Annotated in this window: 15 protein-coding genes; 6 read left to right on the top strand and 9 right to left on the bottom strand. The window is 52.7% G+C overall.

The genetic code is table 11. The features are described 5' to 3' along the window. Window position 1: 1 nt before the first annotated feature. Genes B0B12_RS00570 through B0B12_RS00550 form a run of 5 tightly spaced genes read right to left on the bottom strand, consistent with a single transcriptional unit; the run spans window position 2 to window position 3425 of the window. Window positions 2-388, bottom strand: coding sequence for a hypothetical protein (locus B0B12_RS00570; RefSeq protein ID WP_076665581.1), 387 nt, complete (start codon window positions 386-388; stop codon window positions 2-4). Window positions 389-391: 3 nt separating this feature from the next. Beyond that, the gene (locus tag B0B12_RS00565; RefSeq protein ID WP_076665580.1) at window positions 392-1288 is read right to left on the bottom strand and encodes a cyanophycinase; all 897 of its coding nucleotides are present in this window, start codon (window positions 1286-1288) and stop codon (window positions 392-394) included. A 30-nt stretch (window positions 1289-1318) separates the two neighbouring features. Further along, window positions 1319-1753, bottom strand: a complete 435-nt coding sequence (locus tag B0B12_RS00560) for a hypothetical protein (protein ID WP_076665579.1) — start codon at window positions 1751-1753, stop codon at window positions 1319-1321. A 7-nt stretch (window positions 1754-1760) separates the two neighbouring features. After that, a complete protein-coding gene (locus tag B0B12_RS00555) occupies window positions 1761-2636 on the bottom strand; it encodes a TIGR02587 family membrane protein (protein ID WP_076665578.1) in 876 nt (291 codons plus the stop codon). 15 nt (window positions 2637-2651) lie between these two features. After that, the gene (locus B0B12_RS00550; RefSeq protein ID WP_244554549.1) at window positions 2652-3425 is read right to left on the bottom strand and encodes a transporter; all 774 of its coding nucleotides are present in this window, start codon (window positions 3423-3425) and stop codon (window positions 2652-2654) included. Window positions 3426-4079: 654 nt separating this feature from the next. Here B0B12_RS00550 and B0B12_RS00545 point away from each other — a divergent pair. Together B0B12_RS00545 and B0B12_RS00540 are read left to right on the top strand one after the other, a co-directional pair. After that, a complete protein-coding gene (locus B0B12_RS00545) occupies window positions 4080-4730 on the top strand; it encodes an outer membrane beta-barrel protein (protein WP_076665577.1) in 651 nt (216 codons plus the stop codon). Window positions 4731-4740: 10 nt separating this feature from the next. Beyond that, the gene (locus B0B12_RS00540) at window positions 4741-5448 is read left to right on the top strand and encodes an outer membrane beta-barrel protein (RefSeq protein WP_076665576.1); all 708 of its coding nucleotides are present in this window, start codon (window positions 4741-4743) and stop codon (window positions 5446-5448) included. 78 nt (window positions 5449-5526) lie between these two features. Here the strand turns inward: B0B12_RS00540 and B0B12_RS00535 are convergent, their stop codons facing one another. Beyond that, on the bottom strand, window positions 5527-6267 hold the full coding sequence (locus B0B12_RS00535) for a (Fe-S)-binding protein (RefSeq protein WP_076665575.1): 741 nt from the start codon (window positions 6265-6267) through the stop codon (window positions 5527-5529). 2 nt (window positions 6268-6269) lie between these two features. After that, on the bottom strand, window positions 6270-7130 hold the full coding sequence (locus tag B0B12_RS00530; protein WP_076665574.1) for a hydroxymethylglutaryl-CoA lyase: 861 nt from the start codon (window positions 7128-7130) through the stop codon (window positions 6270-6272). 265 nt (window positions 7131-7395) lie between these two features. On the opposite strand from B0B12_RS00530, the gene B0B12_RS00525 reads away from it, so the two are divergent. From B0B12_RS00525 to B0B12_RS00515, 3 genes are all read left to right on the top strand, one after another. Then, window positions 7396-7695, top strand: coding sequence for a hypothetical protein (locus tag B0B12_RS00525; protein ID WP_076665573.1), 300 nt, complete (start codon window positions 7396-7398; stop codon window positions 7693-7695). 10 nt (window positions 7696-7705) lie between these two features. Continuing rightward, the gene (locus B0B12_RS00520; RefSeq protein ID WP_076665572.1) at window positions 7706-9136 is read left to right on the top strand and encodes an aldehyde dehydrogenase; all 1431 of its coding nucleotides are present in this window, start codon (window positions 7706-7708) and stop codon (window positions 9134-9136) included. Between the two features lie 123 nt (window positions 9137-9259). Then, complete coding sequence (locus tag B0B12_RS00515) at window positions 9260-9652, top strand: hypothetical protein (RefSeq protein ID WP_076665571.1); 393 nt, start codon at window positions 9260-9262, stop codon at window positions 9650-9652. Window positions 9653-9877: 225 nt separating this feature from the next. Here the strand turns inward: B0B12_RS00515 and aceA are convergent, their stop codons facing one another. Both aceA and aceB read right to left on the bottom strand, forming a co-directional pair. After that, complete coding sequence (gene aceA, locus B0B12_RS00510) at window positions 9878-11158, bottom strand: isocitrate lyase (protein ID WP_076665570.1); 1281 nt, start codon at window positions 11156-11158, stop codon at window positions 9878-9880. A 224-nt stretch (window positions 11159-11382) separates the two neighbouring features. Beyond that, window positions 11383-12975, bottom strand: a complete 1593-nt coding sequence (gene aceB, locus B0B12_RS00505) for a malate synthase A (protein ID WP_076665569.1) — start codon at window positions 12973-12975, stop codon at window positions 11383-11385. A gap of 152 nt (window positions 12976-13127) precedes the next feature. On the opposite strand from aceB, the gene B0B12_RS00500 reads away from it, so the two are divergent. Then, window positions 13128-14612: a helix-turn-helix domain-containing protein gene (locus B0B12_RS00500; protein ID WP_076665568.1), complete on the top strand. Its 1485-nt coding sequence runs from the start codon at window positions 13128-13130 to the stop codon at window positions 14610-14612. Window positions 14613-15078: the final 466 nt, after the last annotated feature.

Raw genomic sequence — 15078 nt, 5'->3', positions numbered from 1 at the left:
CTTACCGCTGGTTTTCGCTTGTAGAAGTGATCAGATCGCGCTTCCCGGCCCAAAGCCAGAGCAGAATCAGGACTAGTTCCCCTATGGCATCGAGCAGGTATACGTTCCGGATCACATCATTCAGGCTATAGTATACGTCAATAAACCCAAGCCCGGCAGCACCTCCTATACCCAGCCACCTGATCTCGGGCGTCACCCGTTTCTTTATACCTGCCGCCAGCAGTACCAGCCCGATCACTGTGATCAGCACGGCCACCGTGCGCACCAGCCACAGATCCTCCTTCGGTCCGGTCACCCACAGAAAGCTCGCCATGTGCACAAGCGGCCATATACCGGTGAGTGCCCAGTAGATGCCCTGGAGGGTGGCGATGCGCGCAGGTCGGTTCACTGCTTAGATATGTAACTGGTCGTAGATGGGCAGGGAGTAGGTGTCGCCGGCCGCTAATAAATGCACTTTCATGTCACGAACCGAGAAAGGCTCCCCTGTTTTGATCTCGTAGATGTTGGTCTCCGTAATGCCCAGTCCGTCCACAATCGTCACCAGGCCGGAGCCCAGCACCTTTACCTCGTTGCCCTTCGTGACACAGATCGCCGTGTCCTCCTCCAGCCCAATGCCAATACAGCCCGGGTTGGTGGCGATGCACTGCGATACCCGCACAATGCGTCCGCGCTGAATGAAGTGCGTGTCGATGGCCACGTTTTTGAGAAACTCCAGCCCGGTAGTGATGCGAACGTCGCCTTTGATGTAGCCTCCCTGCGTTTCGCCTTCGTAAATCATCGGCGTGGACATGGCGGCGGCTCCGGCGCTGGTGCCGGCTATGATAAAGCCCTCGTCGTAGGTATAGCGCTCTTTCATGAGTTGCAGTACCGGCGAGCCGCCGAGAATGGAGGTAAGCCGCAGCTGATCGCCACCCGTAATCATAATGCCAGCTGCCCGCTCCACCATCTCCAAAAACTCAGGCTTGCGCGCATCCATCCGATTCCGGATATCCAGCACCTCCACGTTCTTGATGCCCAGCTTATGAAACTCCTCAATATAGTCTTTGGCGCTTTCCTCAGGCTCGGTAGAAGCGGTCGGCACCACGAGCACCATCGGATCGCTGCCCTTGAGGGAACTGATAAAGTATTTCAGGATTTCCTCGTCTTTAAAGTCCGTGTTTTTTTCCTGTTCTTCTGATAGTTCTTTTCCTCCTTTACTCTCGCTGCCGCCTATGGCCAGCAGGCTGCCCCTGGGTATGGGGGACTCCTTATGATGCTTGTGTCGATCAGATACTTTGTTTTTCGCCATTGTGCTTATTTTTTTGTGTAGCGATACCTGTTAGGGTCTTTTGTAACTCACAACCCGGGCCACCAAGGTGTCGGCCCTAGACGGATCTTCTTTGAAATTCACCCAGCCTTCCCGCTTCGATTTCTTTGGTGAGAAGGCAATGCTCAGCTCGGCACTTTCCACTTCCTCCCCGCCGTTTTCGATGGTAAGCTCTACCTGCACTTCCTCGGCGGTTTCGCCTCCCCTGTTATACACCGCCACCCGGTAGCGGTGGGGCGCATTGGCCGAGGGGTCGTGAAAATACTCGACCGCCAGGTCGGGCGAGGAGGGTTTTTGAGTGTAGGCCATGTAGCCCAGGTAGGCCAGTATGCCCAGCACCAGCACCAGGCTGATGCCAAATACGGTCCATTCCAGGGCATTTTTATCATCATCGTCGCCTGCCCTGTTCGATTGTTTCTTCTTATCCGTATCTTTTTGTTTCTCCATTATCCGGTTATTTAATCAGCAGACGACCTGCCGAGGCGCCCAGGCTGGCCAACACACCCAGTACGATGCACTGCGCAAAGGCTATTTCAAAACCGACTCCCTCGAAGCGACCAAAAAACCAGAGCAGAAAAGCCGAAGCCGCCAGTGCCGTCAGATAACTCAGGCAAGTGTCGAGTATGATGGCGAAAGCCAGGCTGCCCCGCGGGTGATTCCCTGTGCCCTTGAAATCGCTGAAGTAGACCACCACCATGCTCAGCGCGAGCGAGAGCACAGCCATCAGTAAAATATGCACCGGTCCAGACCCAGCGGCCAGCACCACTACCTCTTCTGTAGGAGCCACGTTGCCGCCTACGATCACGCTGCCGCAGAGCGCCAGCACCACCAGGCTGATTTTGCTGCGCAGCCCGGTGCGAAAGCCGGCTTCCTTTGCTTCTTCCTGCACTTCATTCTCTTCCTCCGGCTCATCTTCCGTGCCACCAAGCTGCGCCGTTCCGATGGAAACGCCGATCGATACCGCCATGGCCTCCACAATGATCTTTCCCATGATCTCATCAATCGACATCTCGCCGAACTGGATGCGGTTGAGCACAAAAAGTACCGCGAAGGCCAGCACAATGCCCAGTCCCATTTCCTCCACCGAGTCGATGAAGACGCTGCGCCACGAGACGCCCGGCCGCATGCCTGCGTAGCGGTTGTACCCCAGCAACAGCAGGTAGGTGACCACCACCATTACCAACAACTGAGCGGGTGACGCAATAAAGCCGGCCCACCATACCTCCATGGTATAGAGCAACGGGAAACTGAACAGCAGCCCCCCCGCTATACCGCGGGCATACTCCTGCAGCGATTTCCGGACGGGTCTTATGTTTTTGTCGCTTGCCATACCTGTCGCTGAACGTTAACGGGGCAACCGAAAAGCAAGGCCCGTTGTGAAGAAATGGTGTGGTGCCGCCTTGTTCAGACGCCTCCCTGCCGCTATGTCAACCTGCAGGTTCGGCAACAGCAGGTATAGAATTCCCAAATCGGCCTGGTGCTCCGCCGGCTCTCCCTTGCCCTTATTGCCAAACACCTCCAGGTATAGCGACACTTTATCCATGAACTGCTTCGTGATATTGGCGCCATAGGATCGCTGGGGTTCCCCGTCGGTCCAACCATAACCCAGGTTATAACTCAGGTCCATTGTCTCGGAGAGCGCATTGCTAAAGCCCAGACTAAACTGCGGCTCCACATTATCTGGTTTGAATAGCTCATGGGCTACTGGCAGCACCAGCATGGCGTTGATTGCTGCTTCCGGACGCCAGCCGCTTTCTTCCCAGAGGCGTACCTTGGTTCCGACACTCAGCGGGCCCCAACCCTTGACATGGCGACTTGTCCCGTTCTCAATCACAGAGTCCTTCACAGCGCCCTGCACACGCAACTCGACCCCTTGCAGCAAGCCGACGCGCAGCAGTGCCGTGGGGTAAGCGTAGGTTCTGATGCGGTCGTTCAACTTCTGGTAGTTATACCCTGCCTCCAGCTGCACATAGCCACGGGAGACAATGCCAGGACCTTGGGAATTGTCGGGCCTGTCGGCGTTCAGCTCCTCTTGCTCCTGCTGTGCATACGCCGGTAGCATGGGTGCGCCAAGCAGAAAAAAAAGCAGTCCTAGGATGTGTGTTTTAGTTGAATTCATGGCTATAGACGCATCTGTGCGTCCGTTGCGCTTTATACGCTGCAATATGCGACAGGTAGGCTATACCTGGCACAAATACCGTTTTGCACGTAGCTGGGTCGTATATTACCGCAAGGCACAAACAGAGGCAGGAGATTTGTAGCATTTAAGCGGCGATCTGTTTGAAGCGCGTGGGCTGATGCTTTGGCAAGAGGAGGAAGTAAAAAGACAGGAGAAAAAGGGAGCCGGCTCCAACCGCCTGCATTGAAATAACAGATACCGGCTCCCTCCATAAACATGCACAAACCGCTAAACGCACCCCAGATAGCGGCAAGCGCATGATCATCTTAAAAACAACGTTCGTTTCGGCAGTCTGCACTTTCGAGCCAGCGCGTATGGTTCAACCAACCTAAAACCAAGGCGCCCGACTGCCTCATCCGTGTTTTGATTTCTTATACGCCAATGATTCGGGGAGGTAACCGAAAAAGCCACTAATAAGTTGTTATTCAGTCATTTTCAGTATTCCAAGCTTACGAAGCTACGTGTTTTACGCAGCTAAAAAGGGCCGCATACCTGCGTTAGCTCCTTTTGCAGATTTATCAAATTAGAATATACCGATATTCCTATACTGGCACGCTAATTGTCTCTTATGTGTGCGAACCATAAAAAACAAACATGAAGAAAATCTTTACAACTGCCATGCTGGCATTGCTGTGTGCCGGGGCTTATGCCCAAACGTCTCAGGGTACTATCTCAGTCAAGGGGGCAGTAAATTTTAAAAATGAGAACAGGAAAGTAACTGACAGTGAATATGGAGAACTGCATTCCTCCCGGAGCGTTAATCTGAGACCTACAGTCGGATACTTTCTCAAAGACGGGCTAGAGCTTGGAGTGGGCTTAGGTTATGACCGGAGCACCAGCAAATACAAATGGGATGATGGGGAAAATTATACCAGGTTCAACGACATAAGTCTAATTCCTTACGTCCGAAAGTATGTCGCCATTACAGAGCAACTGCAGCTGCACGGTACAGGCTACGTTTCCTTTGGCCTTGGCAAACAAACCTCTAAAAACTCACCTGAATCATCACCCGATGTAACGAGCACATCCACTGATCTCGGTATCGGCATCTACCCTGGTCTTACCTATTTTGCCACACCGAAGCTGGGTATTACGGCTACATTCGGTTCCCTTTCTTACTCAAGACGGAAACATAAGCCGAAAGAAGATGCTTATCGGACCTATTCTACTACCTACGACACATTCTCTGCTAATTTATCACCGAGTAGCGTGAGCATTGGCATAGGGTATTTCATTGCACGCTAGCCAGTCACCTATGAAAAAGATAGCCATATTATGTGCAACAGCGCTGATAACCCTTGGCGCACAGGCACAAACTACAAAAGGAACCGTGGCCCTTACCGGAAAGTTTGGTTATACCCAGCAAAAAGCAGAACCTGATGAGCACAATGGAAGGGACTTCTACAACTTAGACAGCTATACCTATACCATTGCACCCGCCTTAGGTCTATTTGTAAAAGATAATCTAGAGATAGGAGCCTCTGTACACCTAACCAGAAGAAAATCTGAAAGTATAGGTACTAACCTGAATTATCGAGGTGAGGATTTCGCAAAGGGTCATGGAAAGGGTTTCAACATTTATGCAACACAATATAAGTTCCTGAAAGAACGAATAGCTGTACATGGAACATTGTCAACTGGCCTTAGTAACACTGAAAATACGAGTTTCTTTACCAACAGTGATCAGCTAAGGGTGTATCAATCGAGAGAGTCTTATGACAAAGCCTCTGAATTTTCAGTTGCACTATCGCCAGGACTTACCTTTTTTCCTTCTGACAAGGTTGGTATATCCGCTAACTTAGGAGCACTGAGGTATAGCCGGCGTGACATCGAGGAAGTGTATAAAAGCAGCATGTACAACAACATGGAGCACGACGAATCTGCCTACATATCGAATACAGTGGAGTTAGATTTTTCAAGCCTGCATCTAAATTTTGGAATCACATATTTCTTCAGAAAATAAATTTCCTTTATAAAAGCAGCGGCCTCACCCTTTTCAGAGTGAGGCCGCTGCTTTATACGTATACCTATGGTTTATACCTTACCAACCACTGGCTAGCACATCAGCAATGTGCATGGTTTTGATTGGCTTCTTGTTTTTCTGGATATAGCCGTTCAGGTGCATCAGGCAGCTGCTGTCGGTGGAGATGATGTAATCAGCACCCGTGGCCAGCGCGTTCTCTACTTTCTGTTCGGCCATCGCCACTGAAATAGCTTCGAACTTCACGGCAAAAGTGCCGCCGAAGCCACAGCAGGTTTCGGTGTCTTCCATCTCTACCATTTCCAGTCCGTGCACGCCTTGCAGCAATGCACGTGGCCCATCCTTGATGTGGCATTCGCGCAGGGCGCTGCAGGAGTCGTGATAAGTAGCTTTGCCGTCGAGACGGGCGCCGGGCACTTGCGATACCTTCAGCACGTCGGTCAGAAACTCAGTCAGCTCGAACACTTTTTTCTGCATGGCGCGGTACTTCACCAGTTTGGATGACTTCACAAAAATGTCCTGGTAGGCGTTGCGCACCATGCCCACGCAGCTTGCCGAGGGCGCCACAATGTAGTGCGAGGTTTCGTTCGAGAAATCGTCGAGAAACTTATTGGCCACTTCGCGGGCTTCGTCGAAGAACCCGGCGTTGAAAGCGGGCTGCCCGCAGCAGGTCTGGTTGGGGTTGTAGTTTACCTCGCAGCCCAAGCCCTCGAGCACTTTTACCATGCTCAGGCCCGTTTCGGGGTGCAGCTGGTCCACAAAACAAGGTATGAAAATATCTACGATTGTTCTTCTTGCCATAATTAGGAGAAAACAGAGCCTGAAGCTGCCAGCGCGGCAGCAAAAGCCTCTTTGTCGAGCTTCAAATTTAAGCCATTATTTTCGAAGTAGCTGACCAAATTTTCGGTCGCCATGTTGCCCACCAGTTCATCCTTGGCCATCGGGCAACCGCCATACCCGCGCATGGCCCCGTCGAAGCGGCGACAGCCAGCCCCGTAAGCAGCTTCCACCTTTTCGTGCCAGGTGGTAGGCGTGGTATGCAGGTGCGCCCCAAACTCGATGTGCGGGAAAGCGGGCACCAGCTCGCTGAACAGGTAGGTGATGTTCTCCGGATTGGAAACGCCGATGGTGTCGGAAAGCGAGATGATCTTCACGCCCAGCTTGTCCAGTTCCTCCACGAATCGAATGACAGTAGCCGCATCCCAGGGATCGCCATAAGGATTGCCAAAGCCCATGGAGATGTAGGTCACGAGGGTTTTGCTATTGCGCTGGCAAATGTCCTGCATCTGGGCGAGCTGGGTCATGGCTTCGGCGATGCTCTTGTTGGTGTTGCGCTGCTGAAAGGTCTCCGATACGGAAAGCGGGAAACCGAGGTATTCGATCGCCTGGTGGGTGGCTGCCTCTTCCGCGCCACGCACATTGGCAATGATGGCCAGCAGCTTGGAGCGCGTGTTGCTCAGGTCCAGGCCAGCCAGCACCTCGGCGGTGTCGGCCATTTGCGGAATGGCCTTAGGCGATACAAAGCTACCGAAGTCTATGGTGTCGAAACCCACGCTGAGTAGCTGGTTGATGTAGTCGATCTTGGTCTGCGTAGGTATAAAATCATGCAGTCCCTGCATGGCGTCGCGGGGACATTCGATCAGCTTGATGGTATCGTTTATCATAGTTTGCAGTTATGGTCGTTTTGCCAAAGATACAAAGAAGCGCATGCTTGCATTTGGAATGGGCGTTATAATTTATACCTGCTGGTGTAGGATGAACCGATGTTACAACAGGTAGGAAAGCGATTTCCTGAACCGTCAGGTATAGCAATTCCCTATCAAAAAACACGGCACCTTACGATCTGAGAATTAGGTCCTACTATTTTTTTATACGGGCATAATCTCCTATATTATGCTTGCAAAATACACAAGTATCCATAAAAACTGCATGACGCAGATCAGGCAAAATACGGTACTCATAACAGGGGGAACCTCAGGTATAGGCAAGCTGATGGGCAGCAAAAGCCTGCAGCCCGAGACGATTACAGAGGCCATCCTGCAGGCTATGGAGCAGAACAAGGTCCTGCTGCCTAAGCCTTTTATTGTGAACTTACTCCCTTTCCTGCGTGATATTTTGCCCACCCGTGTCTTCGATAAGGTGGCAGGCCAGTGGTTTGTCCATGAACGATTTCACCGGCCGACCGGCTGCCGTTACAAAGCCGGCCAACGCGACCTAACCCAAACTTAATTCACCCGCTATGAACTCAACAAACACCTTTGTAAACAGGGTCAGCACCACCCGGGAAGCAGACCCGCAGGCCATGCTCGACCTGCTGCAAAAGCAGCGTTCCTTTTTTGCCGCAGGCCATACCCTGGATATTGGTTTCCGGAAAGAGCAACTCCAACGTCTGCTGGAGGCTGTACGCAGCCACGAGCAGGAGCTGATCGACGCCATGTATGCCGACTTCCGGAAACCGGCCTTTGAGACTTATACCACGGAGATCGGCTTTGTTGAGAAAGAGCTGCAGCTTGTCCTCAAACATATCGTGCGCTGGGCCAAGCCACAGGCTGTCGGAGAAACACTGCTCAACTTTCCGGCCCGCAGCTACATCTATTCACAGCCTTACGGTGTGGCCCTCATCATCGGTCCCTGGAACTACCCGCTGCAACTGGTGCTCAACCCCTTGATCGGTGCCCTGGCGGCGGGCAACTGTGCCATCGTCAAGCCATCTGAACTGACGCCTGCCACCTCAGCGGTCATCGCCCGCCTGCTTGCCCAGACATTTGATCCGCGCCTGGTAGCCGTAGTGGAAGGAGGTGTGTCTACCACACAGCATTTGCTGGCCCAACGCTTCGACTACATCTTTTTCACGGGAAGCACCCAGGTTGGGCGCGTGGTGATGAAGGCCGCCGCCGAGCACCTGACCCCTGTTACGCTGGAGCTAGGCGGGAAAAGCCCTGCTATTGTATCCGAAGACGCCGACCTGGGGCTGGCAGCACGTCGCATTGCCTGGGGCAAGTTCATGAACGCCGGCCAGACCTGCGTGGCTCCCGACTACCTACTGGTGCAGGAACAGGTGAAAGACGAACTCTTGGAACAGCTCCGTATAGCCATTCAGGAGTTTTATGGCGACTCTCCTCGGCACAGCCCGGACTTTGCCCGCATCATCAACGACCGGCATTACGAGCGCCTGATCAGCTACCTGCAGGACAGCGTGGTGCGGATTGGCGGTCAGCACGATGCAGAGAGCCGCTTCATTGCCCCGACCGTATTGGACCAGGTGAACTGGCAGGACCCTGTCATGCAGGACGAAATTTTTGGCCCCATTCTGCCGGTGCTCACCTACACCCACCTGAACGAAGCCATCCAGGAAGTGAACGCCCGGGAAAAACCACTGGCGCTTTACTTTTTCTCGTCCGACAAATGGCAGCAGCAGCAAGTGCTGGAACAAGCACACTTTGGCGGCGGCTGCATCAACGACACTATTTCTCACCTCATCAATCCCAGGCTCCCATTTGGCGGTGTGGGCGAAAGCGGCGTGGGAAGCTATCACGGGAAGGCCAGTTTCGAGCTTTTCTCTAACCTGAAAAGCGTGGTGCACCGCGGTACCTGGATTGACCTCCCGCTGCGCTACCCGCCTTACGGTAACCGGCTGTCCCTGATCCGGAAGGTGTTTAAGTGGCTGTGACCCCAGGTACAGGTATAGGTATAGCTGGTGCTTGTGTGTAGCCTCTCCGTAGCGCTTCCCGTATGCAAATAAATAAGGCATTTGCCGTATAGGAGCTATACACCCTCATATACCTGATAAGAAATGGAAAACCTGATAGACTACCTGGATGAATCGCTTGTTCCGCTGGAAGAAAAAGTGAAAGAGTATCTGCATGTGGAGCGCGACATCCGGCTGCTGGAGGTAGAACTGTTGTCGCTGCAGAGCGTGCGCCCCGACTTCGACCCGGAGCAGAGGATGGAACAGCAACTAACAGATCAGCAGTCTGATAACTTACTCAACGACAAAGAGCAGAAGCTGAAAGACCTGCTTCAGAAGTACAAAGATTTGCAACAGGAAGTGATCGGTATGTTGCCGGAACGCGACAAGTTTGTGGAGTTGAACCTGGGCTATGGCCCGAGCATGGTTGGCTATTTTACGGTAGACCCGGAGACACGCACGCCGCTCGACGAGCCGGTGCTGCGCGTGGTGCATTAATTCAGGTATAATGAAGGCTTAAATTTTGACGGCTCCGAAATAGAGTTGGCAAAAACTCTTAAGATCCTCCTTCTTATCTCCTTCATTTTATCTTACAGCCCGATTTGCTTGAGGCGGCTATGACGCGCATCCTGATTCTATACCTTACACGCTCTTTTAAAAAGAAAAACACCCCACCATCAATTCGACAGCAGGGTGTTTCCATCCTTCGCAATCCTTTTTTGCTTAGTGGAACTGCTCTTCTTCGGTAGAGCCCACCAGCGCGGCCGTAGAAGCAGTTCCTGCCGTCACTGTGTTCTGGATGGCGTCGAAGTAGGCGGTGCCGACGAAAGACTGGTGCTTTACCGCTTTGAAGCCTTCTTTCGCCAGCGCAAACTCGCGTTCCTGCAGCTCGGAGTAACCCGCCATGCCGCGTGCTTTGTAGGCTTTGGCCAACTCAAACATGCTGGTGTTGAGCGCATGGAAACCGGCGAGCGTTATGAATTGGAACTTGTAGCCCATCTTTGCCAACTCTTCCCGGAAAGTCTCCATCTCCTCCACGCTTAGTTTAGCAGCCCAATTAAAGGACGGGGAGCAATTGTAGGCCAGCAGTTTGCCCGGGTATTCGGCATGGATGGCTTCTGCAAACAGGCGGGCCTGCTCCAGATCCGGCTTGGAAGTTTCCATCCAGATCAGGTCGGCATAGGGAGCGTAGGCCAGACCACGGGCTATACCTTGCTCCAGACCGCAATTAACTCTGTAAAATCCCTCACTCGTGCGCTCACCAGGTATAATGAAGGCATGGTCGCGCGGATCGATATCGCTCGTAATCAGGTTGGCAGCATCAGCATCGGTGCGGGCAACGAGCAGGGTTGGCACGCCCATCACGTCGGCCGCGAGTCGGGCAGCCATCAGTTTGTTGATCGCCTCCTGCGTGGGCACCAGTACCTTGCCACCCAGGTGACCGCACTTCTTGGCGCTAGACAGCTGATCTTCAAAATGCACGCCGGCCGCTCCGGCTTCGATCATCATCTTCATCAGCTCAAAAGCATTCAGGTTACCGCCGAAACCCGCCTCCGCATCGGCCACGATCGGTACCATCCAGTCAACCTCCCCCTCGCCGGTCACGCTTTGGATCTGGTCGGCGCGCAGCAGGGCGTTGTTAATTTTCTTGATCACATTCGGCACACTGTCGGCCGGGTATAGGCTTTGGTCGGGGTACATCTGTCCGGCCAGGTTGGCGTCGGCCGCCACTTGCCAGCCGCTGAGGTAAATGGCATTGAGGCCCGCCTGCACCTCCTGCACCGCCTGGTTGCCCGTCATGGCGCCAAGTCCGGCCACATATTCTTCGGTGTGCAGCAGTCTCCACAGTTTCTCCGCCCCCTTGCGGGCCAGGGTATACTCAATTGCAACGGAGCCCTGCAGCTTAACTACTTCATCGGCAGTGTAGGGTCTTTTTATACCTGCCCAACGCGGGTTCACGAGCCAGTCTTGCTGGATAGCCTGAATTCTTTCGGTCTTGTTCATAGGAGTTAAAGAGTTTGGAGTTTAGGAGTTTAAGATTTTGAGAAGTAAGAGTTGATAAGTTCGGGGATTAACGAGTTGAGGAAGTTAGAATTAGAGCGTTGGGAGTCTTCGAATGTGTAGTAGCGCAGGATGTAGAAAAGAACAAGTTTTCGAATATTCTCTTATTACTTCCTAAACTCTACCAGCTTAACTCTCAAACTCCTAAACTCCCCAACTCTCAAACTTTAATCAATATATTTATAAGCCGGTAGCGTCAGAAAGTCGACGAAGCAGGTGGAGAGCACGAGTTCGGAGAAGAGTTGGGAGGCGCGCTCGAAGTGGCAGTTTTTGAACATGGCCAGGCCGACTTCCTCTTTGATGTTCTCGGTTTCTTCTTTGATGAGTTGCAGCACGCGCTCTTCCGTGATCGGTTCGCCCTCGGCGGTGCGGGTGTCTGGGTGGTGGAGCCACTGCCATACCTGCGCGCGGGAAATTTCGGCAGTGGCGGCGTCTTCCATCAGGTTGTGGATGGCGGCCGCACCGGTGCCGCAGAGCCAGTGGCCGATGTACAAAATACTCACGTTGATGTTGAGTCGAAGGCCGGCCTCGGTGATCTGGCCACCTACTATTTTGAAATTAAGCAGATCGTCAGCTGTTACATTGACCTCTTCACGCAGCACCTCCTTCTGGTGTGGCTTGTCACCGAGCACCTTGTCAAATGCCTCCCGTGCCACAGGTATAAGGTCCGGGTGGGCTACCCAAGTGCCGTCGAAACCGTTTCGGGCCTCGTGATCCTTGTCGGCTTTCACTTTCTCAAAGGCCGTTTTGTTCACAGCCGGGTCGTGCCGGTTCGGGATGAAGGCCGCCATACCGCCCATGGCATGCACGCCGCGTTTGTGACAGGCCTGCACGAGCAGGTCGGTATACGCTTTCATGAAAGGCACCTGCATGGTAATGGCGGTGCGGTCCGGAAAAATGACATCGGGCTGGTTGCGGAACTTCTTGATGGCACTGAAAAGGTAATCCCAGCGACCGGCGTTCAGGCCCACAATATGCTCGCGCAATTCGTACAGGATCTCGTCCATCTCGAAGGCAGCCAGAATCGTCTCGATCAGCACCGTCGCCTTGATCGTGCCGACAGGTATAGCCAGTGCCTCCTGCGCTGCCACAAACACATCGTTCCACAGGCGGGCTTCCAGGTGACTCTCCAGTTTAGGCAAATAGAAGTAAGGGCCAGTGCCGCGGGCGATCAGCTCTTTGGCGTTGTGGAAGAAGAACAGCCCAAAGTCGAACAAAGCTGCTGAGATGGGTTTGTCACCAATCATCAAATGCTTTTCCGTCAGGTGCCAGCCTCGGGGACGTACGTTCAGCAAAGCCACTTTATCTTTCAGCTGGTATACCTTGCCGTTCTGGTAGGTGATGGTGCGGCGCACGGCATCGTACAGGTTGAGCTGCCCCTGCACCACGTTCTCCCAGGTAGGTGAGTTCGCATCCTCAAAATCAGCCATGAACACATCGGCCCCGGAGTTCAGCGCGTTGATCACCATTTTACGATCCACGGGTCCTGTAATCTCCACACGGCGTATCTGCAGGTCGACAGGTATAGCGCCCGCTTGCCAATCGCCTTCCCGAATCGCTTTCGTTTCTTCCAGAAAATCAGGTCGCTCGCCGGCATCGATGCGGAGTTGCCGTGCTGCCCTTGCTTTCAGCAGTTCCTCTCTCCTGTCCTCGAAACGCACATGCAGCATTTCCAAGAATTCGAGGGCTTCGGGAGTTAATATTTGCTCTATGCCTTTTACTGGCATACCTTTTACCTGGGCTGAACTGGTTACTAACATATCTATGAATTTGAGGTGATTGATTGTGATTTTATCAGCTATACGCGAAAATTTTATTTTTGGCGAATTTTCGCTATAAATTATTTTTACGTTTTTAGGAAAAAGTCGCAAAACACCGTTTATTAGCAGAAAGACCAGGGAAAATAATTTACATGAGGCTACAGGAAGACGTTATCCGGCTTATACTCGGACTGAAAATCAAACAGTTAAGAGCAGAAAAGAACATCTCGCTGACAGATCTGGCTGCGAGCACAGGTATATCCGTGTCGTACCTCAATGAAATAGAGAAGGGGAAAAAGCACCCGAAGCCAAGCAAAATTGCCGTGATAGCCGATGAACTGGGCGTGACCTACGACTACCTGGTGTCGCTGCAGCTGAGCAAGCGCCTGCAACCGGTGGGGGAATTGCTGCAGTCCAACATCTTGTCGGAGCTGCCGCTGGAGCACTTTGGGCTCGACGTGAGCCGACTACTGGACCTTTTCGCTACCGCTCCGGCCAAACTGAGCGCTTTCGTAAATACGCTGCTGGAGATCTCACGTGCTTTTGACCTGCGCGTAGAACAGTTCTACTTTTCTGCCCTCCGCTCCTACCAGGAACTGCACGATAACTACTTCGAGGACCTGGAACTTGAAGTGGAACATTTTATGGAGGTGAATGGCATCAGCCCGGAGCAAACCCCTTCTTTTGCGCAGCTGGCTGGCATATTGGAGAATGTATTTAACATAAAAATAACAACAGAAACATTTGACCAACATCCGGAGCTAGCACCGCTTCGTTCCATTCATTTGCCCGGCGCAGAACCCGTGCTGATGCTCAACCCAAACCTGACCGAGCAGCAACGTGCTTTTGCGGTAGCCCGCGAGATTGGCTTTGAAGTGCTACAGTTGAAACCACGTCCGCATACCTCCACCTGGGTGAAAGTGGGCTCATTTGAAGAGGTGCTCAACAACTTCAAGGCTTCTTATTTTGCAGGTGCCCTTTTGCTCAATCGAGACCGGCTGGTACAGGACATGCAGGATTTCTTTGCACAACCGGTCTGGCGACCTGACTTGCTGCTGCAACTGATGGAGAATTACAACACCTCACCCGAAACACTCCTTCACCGCCTTACCTCGCTCCTGCCCCGCTTTTTCAACATCAAACAGCTTTTTTTCCTGCGCTTCCACCACGATGCAGCCTACAACCACTATTCGCTTACCAAAGAGCTGCATCTGTCCGGATTGCACAACCCGCACGCCTCTTTGCTGAACGAGCACTATTGTCGCCGCTGGATTTCGCTTACACTTTTTGAGGAACTCGAAAGGCAGAAACTGGCGGGTCAGCTTGAAAAGCCACTGGTAGGTATACAGCGCTCCTCTTACATCAACTCCACCAACGAGTACCTGGTGCTCGCCCTGGCCCAACCTACCGAAAGCCTGACAGGCACCATCAGTATCGGCCTGCTTCTCAACGAGAACCTGCGCCGCAAAGTCCGCTTCCTCGACGACCCGTCCATTGTGCGCCGCTACGTAAACGAAACCTGCGAGCGCTGCCCCGCCCCCGACTGCCTCGAACGCGCCGCTCCGCCGGTGGTTCTGGAGAAACAGCTGTGGCAAGAGAAAGTGATGCAGACCTTGGAGGGGTTGAAGACTGTCTGAATCTTTATATAGGGCCCCTACCCCAAGGATTTACAGGATTTAAAGATTTTCAGGATTTCGGTGCACGATTATACCCACCCCTGCCCCTCCCGAGAGGGGAATCAGGTAGTTACTGATTTACAGGTATAGCTTCGTGGTTTTTGTCTTGTGCAAGATTGTCATCCCCCTACCCCCTTCTTTGTCGAGGGCCCCTACCCCCAAGGGGGACTTTTTGTAGCAGCTATACCTAAAGTATAAGCCTTGTAAACAATGCCACAAACAAACACTGGCACGCATTGAAAGACTAACTTGCATGGAACCTATGTAATAAACAGTGGTGCAAGGTGCGCTTTTCGACGCTCCACTGTCTGAGCGTTCAGCGAGTTTGGAGCGTCTTGACCTTTTTGCTTACTTTTTGTGTCAAGACAAAAAGTGAGTGCCCGCCGCACAGGCGAAGCTATACAACAAATTTGCTTAAGGTAAAGAA

Source organism: Pontibacter indicus (genome assembly GCF_900156345.1).
Taxonomy (GTDB): Bacteria; Bacteroidota; Bacteroidia; order Cytophagales; family Hymenobacteraceae; genus Pontibacter; species Pontibacter indicus.
Note: the sequence above shows the minus strand (reverse complement) of the source record. Positions and strands in the feature narration are given on the sequence as shown.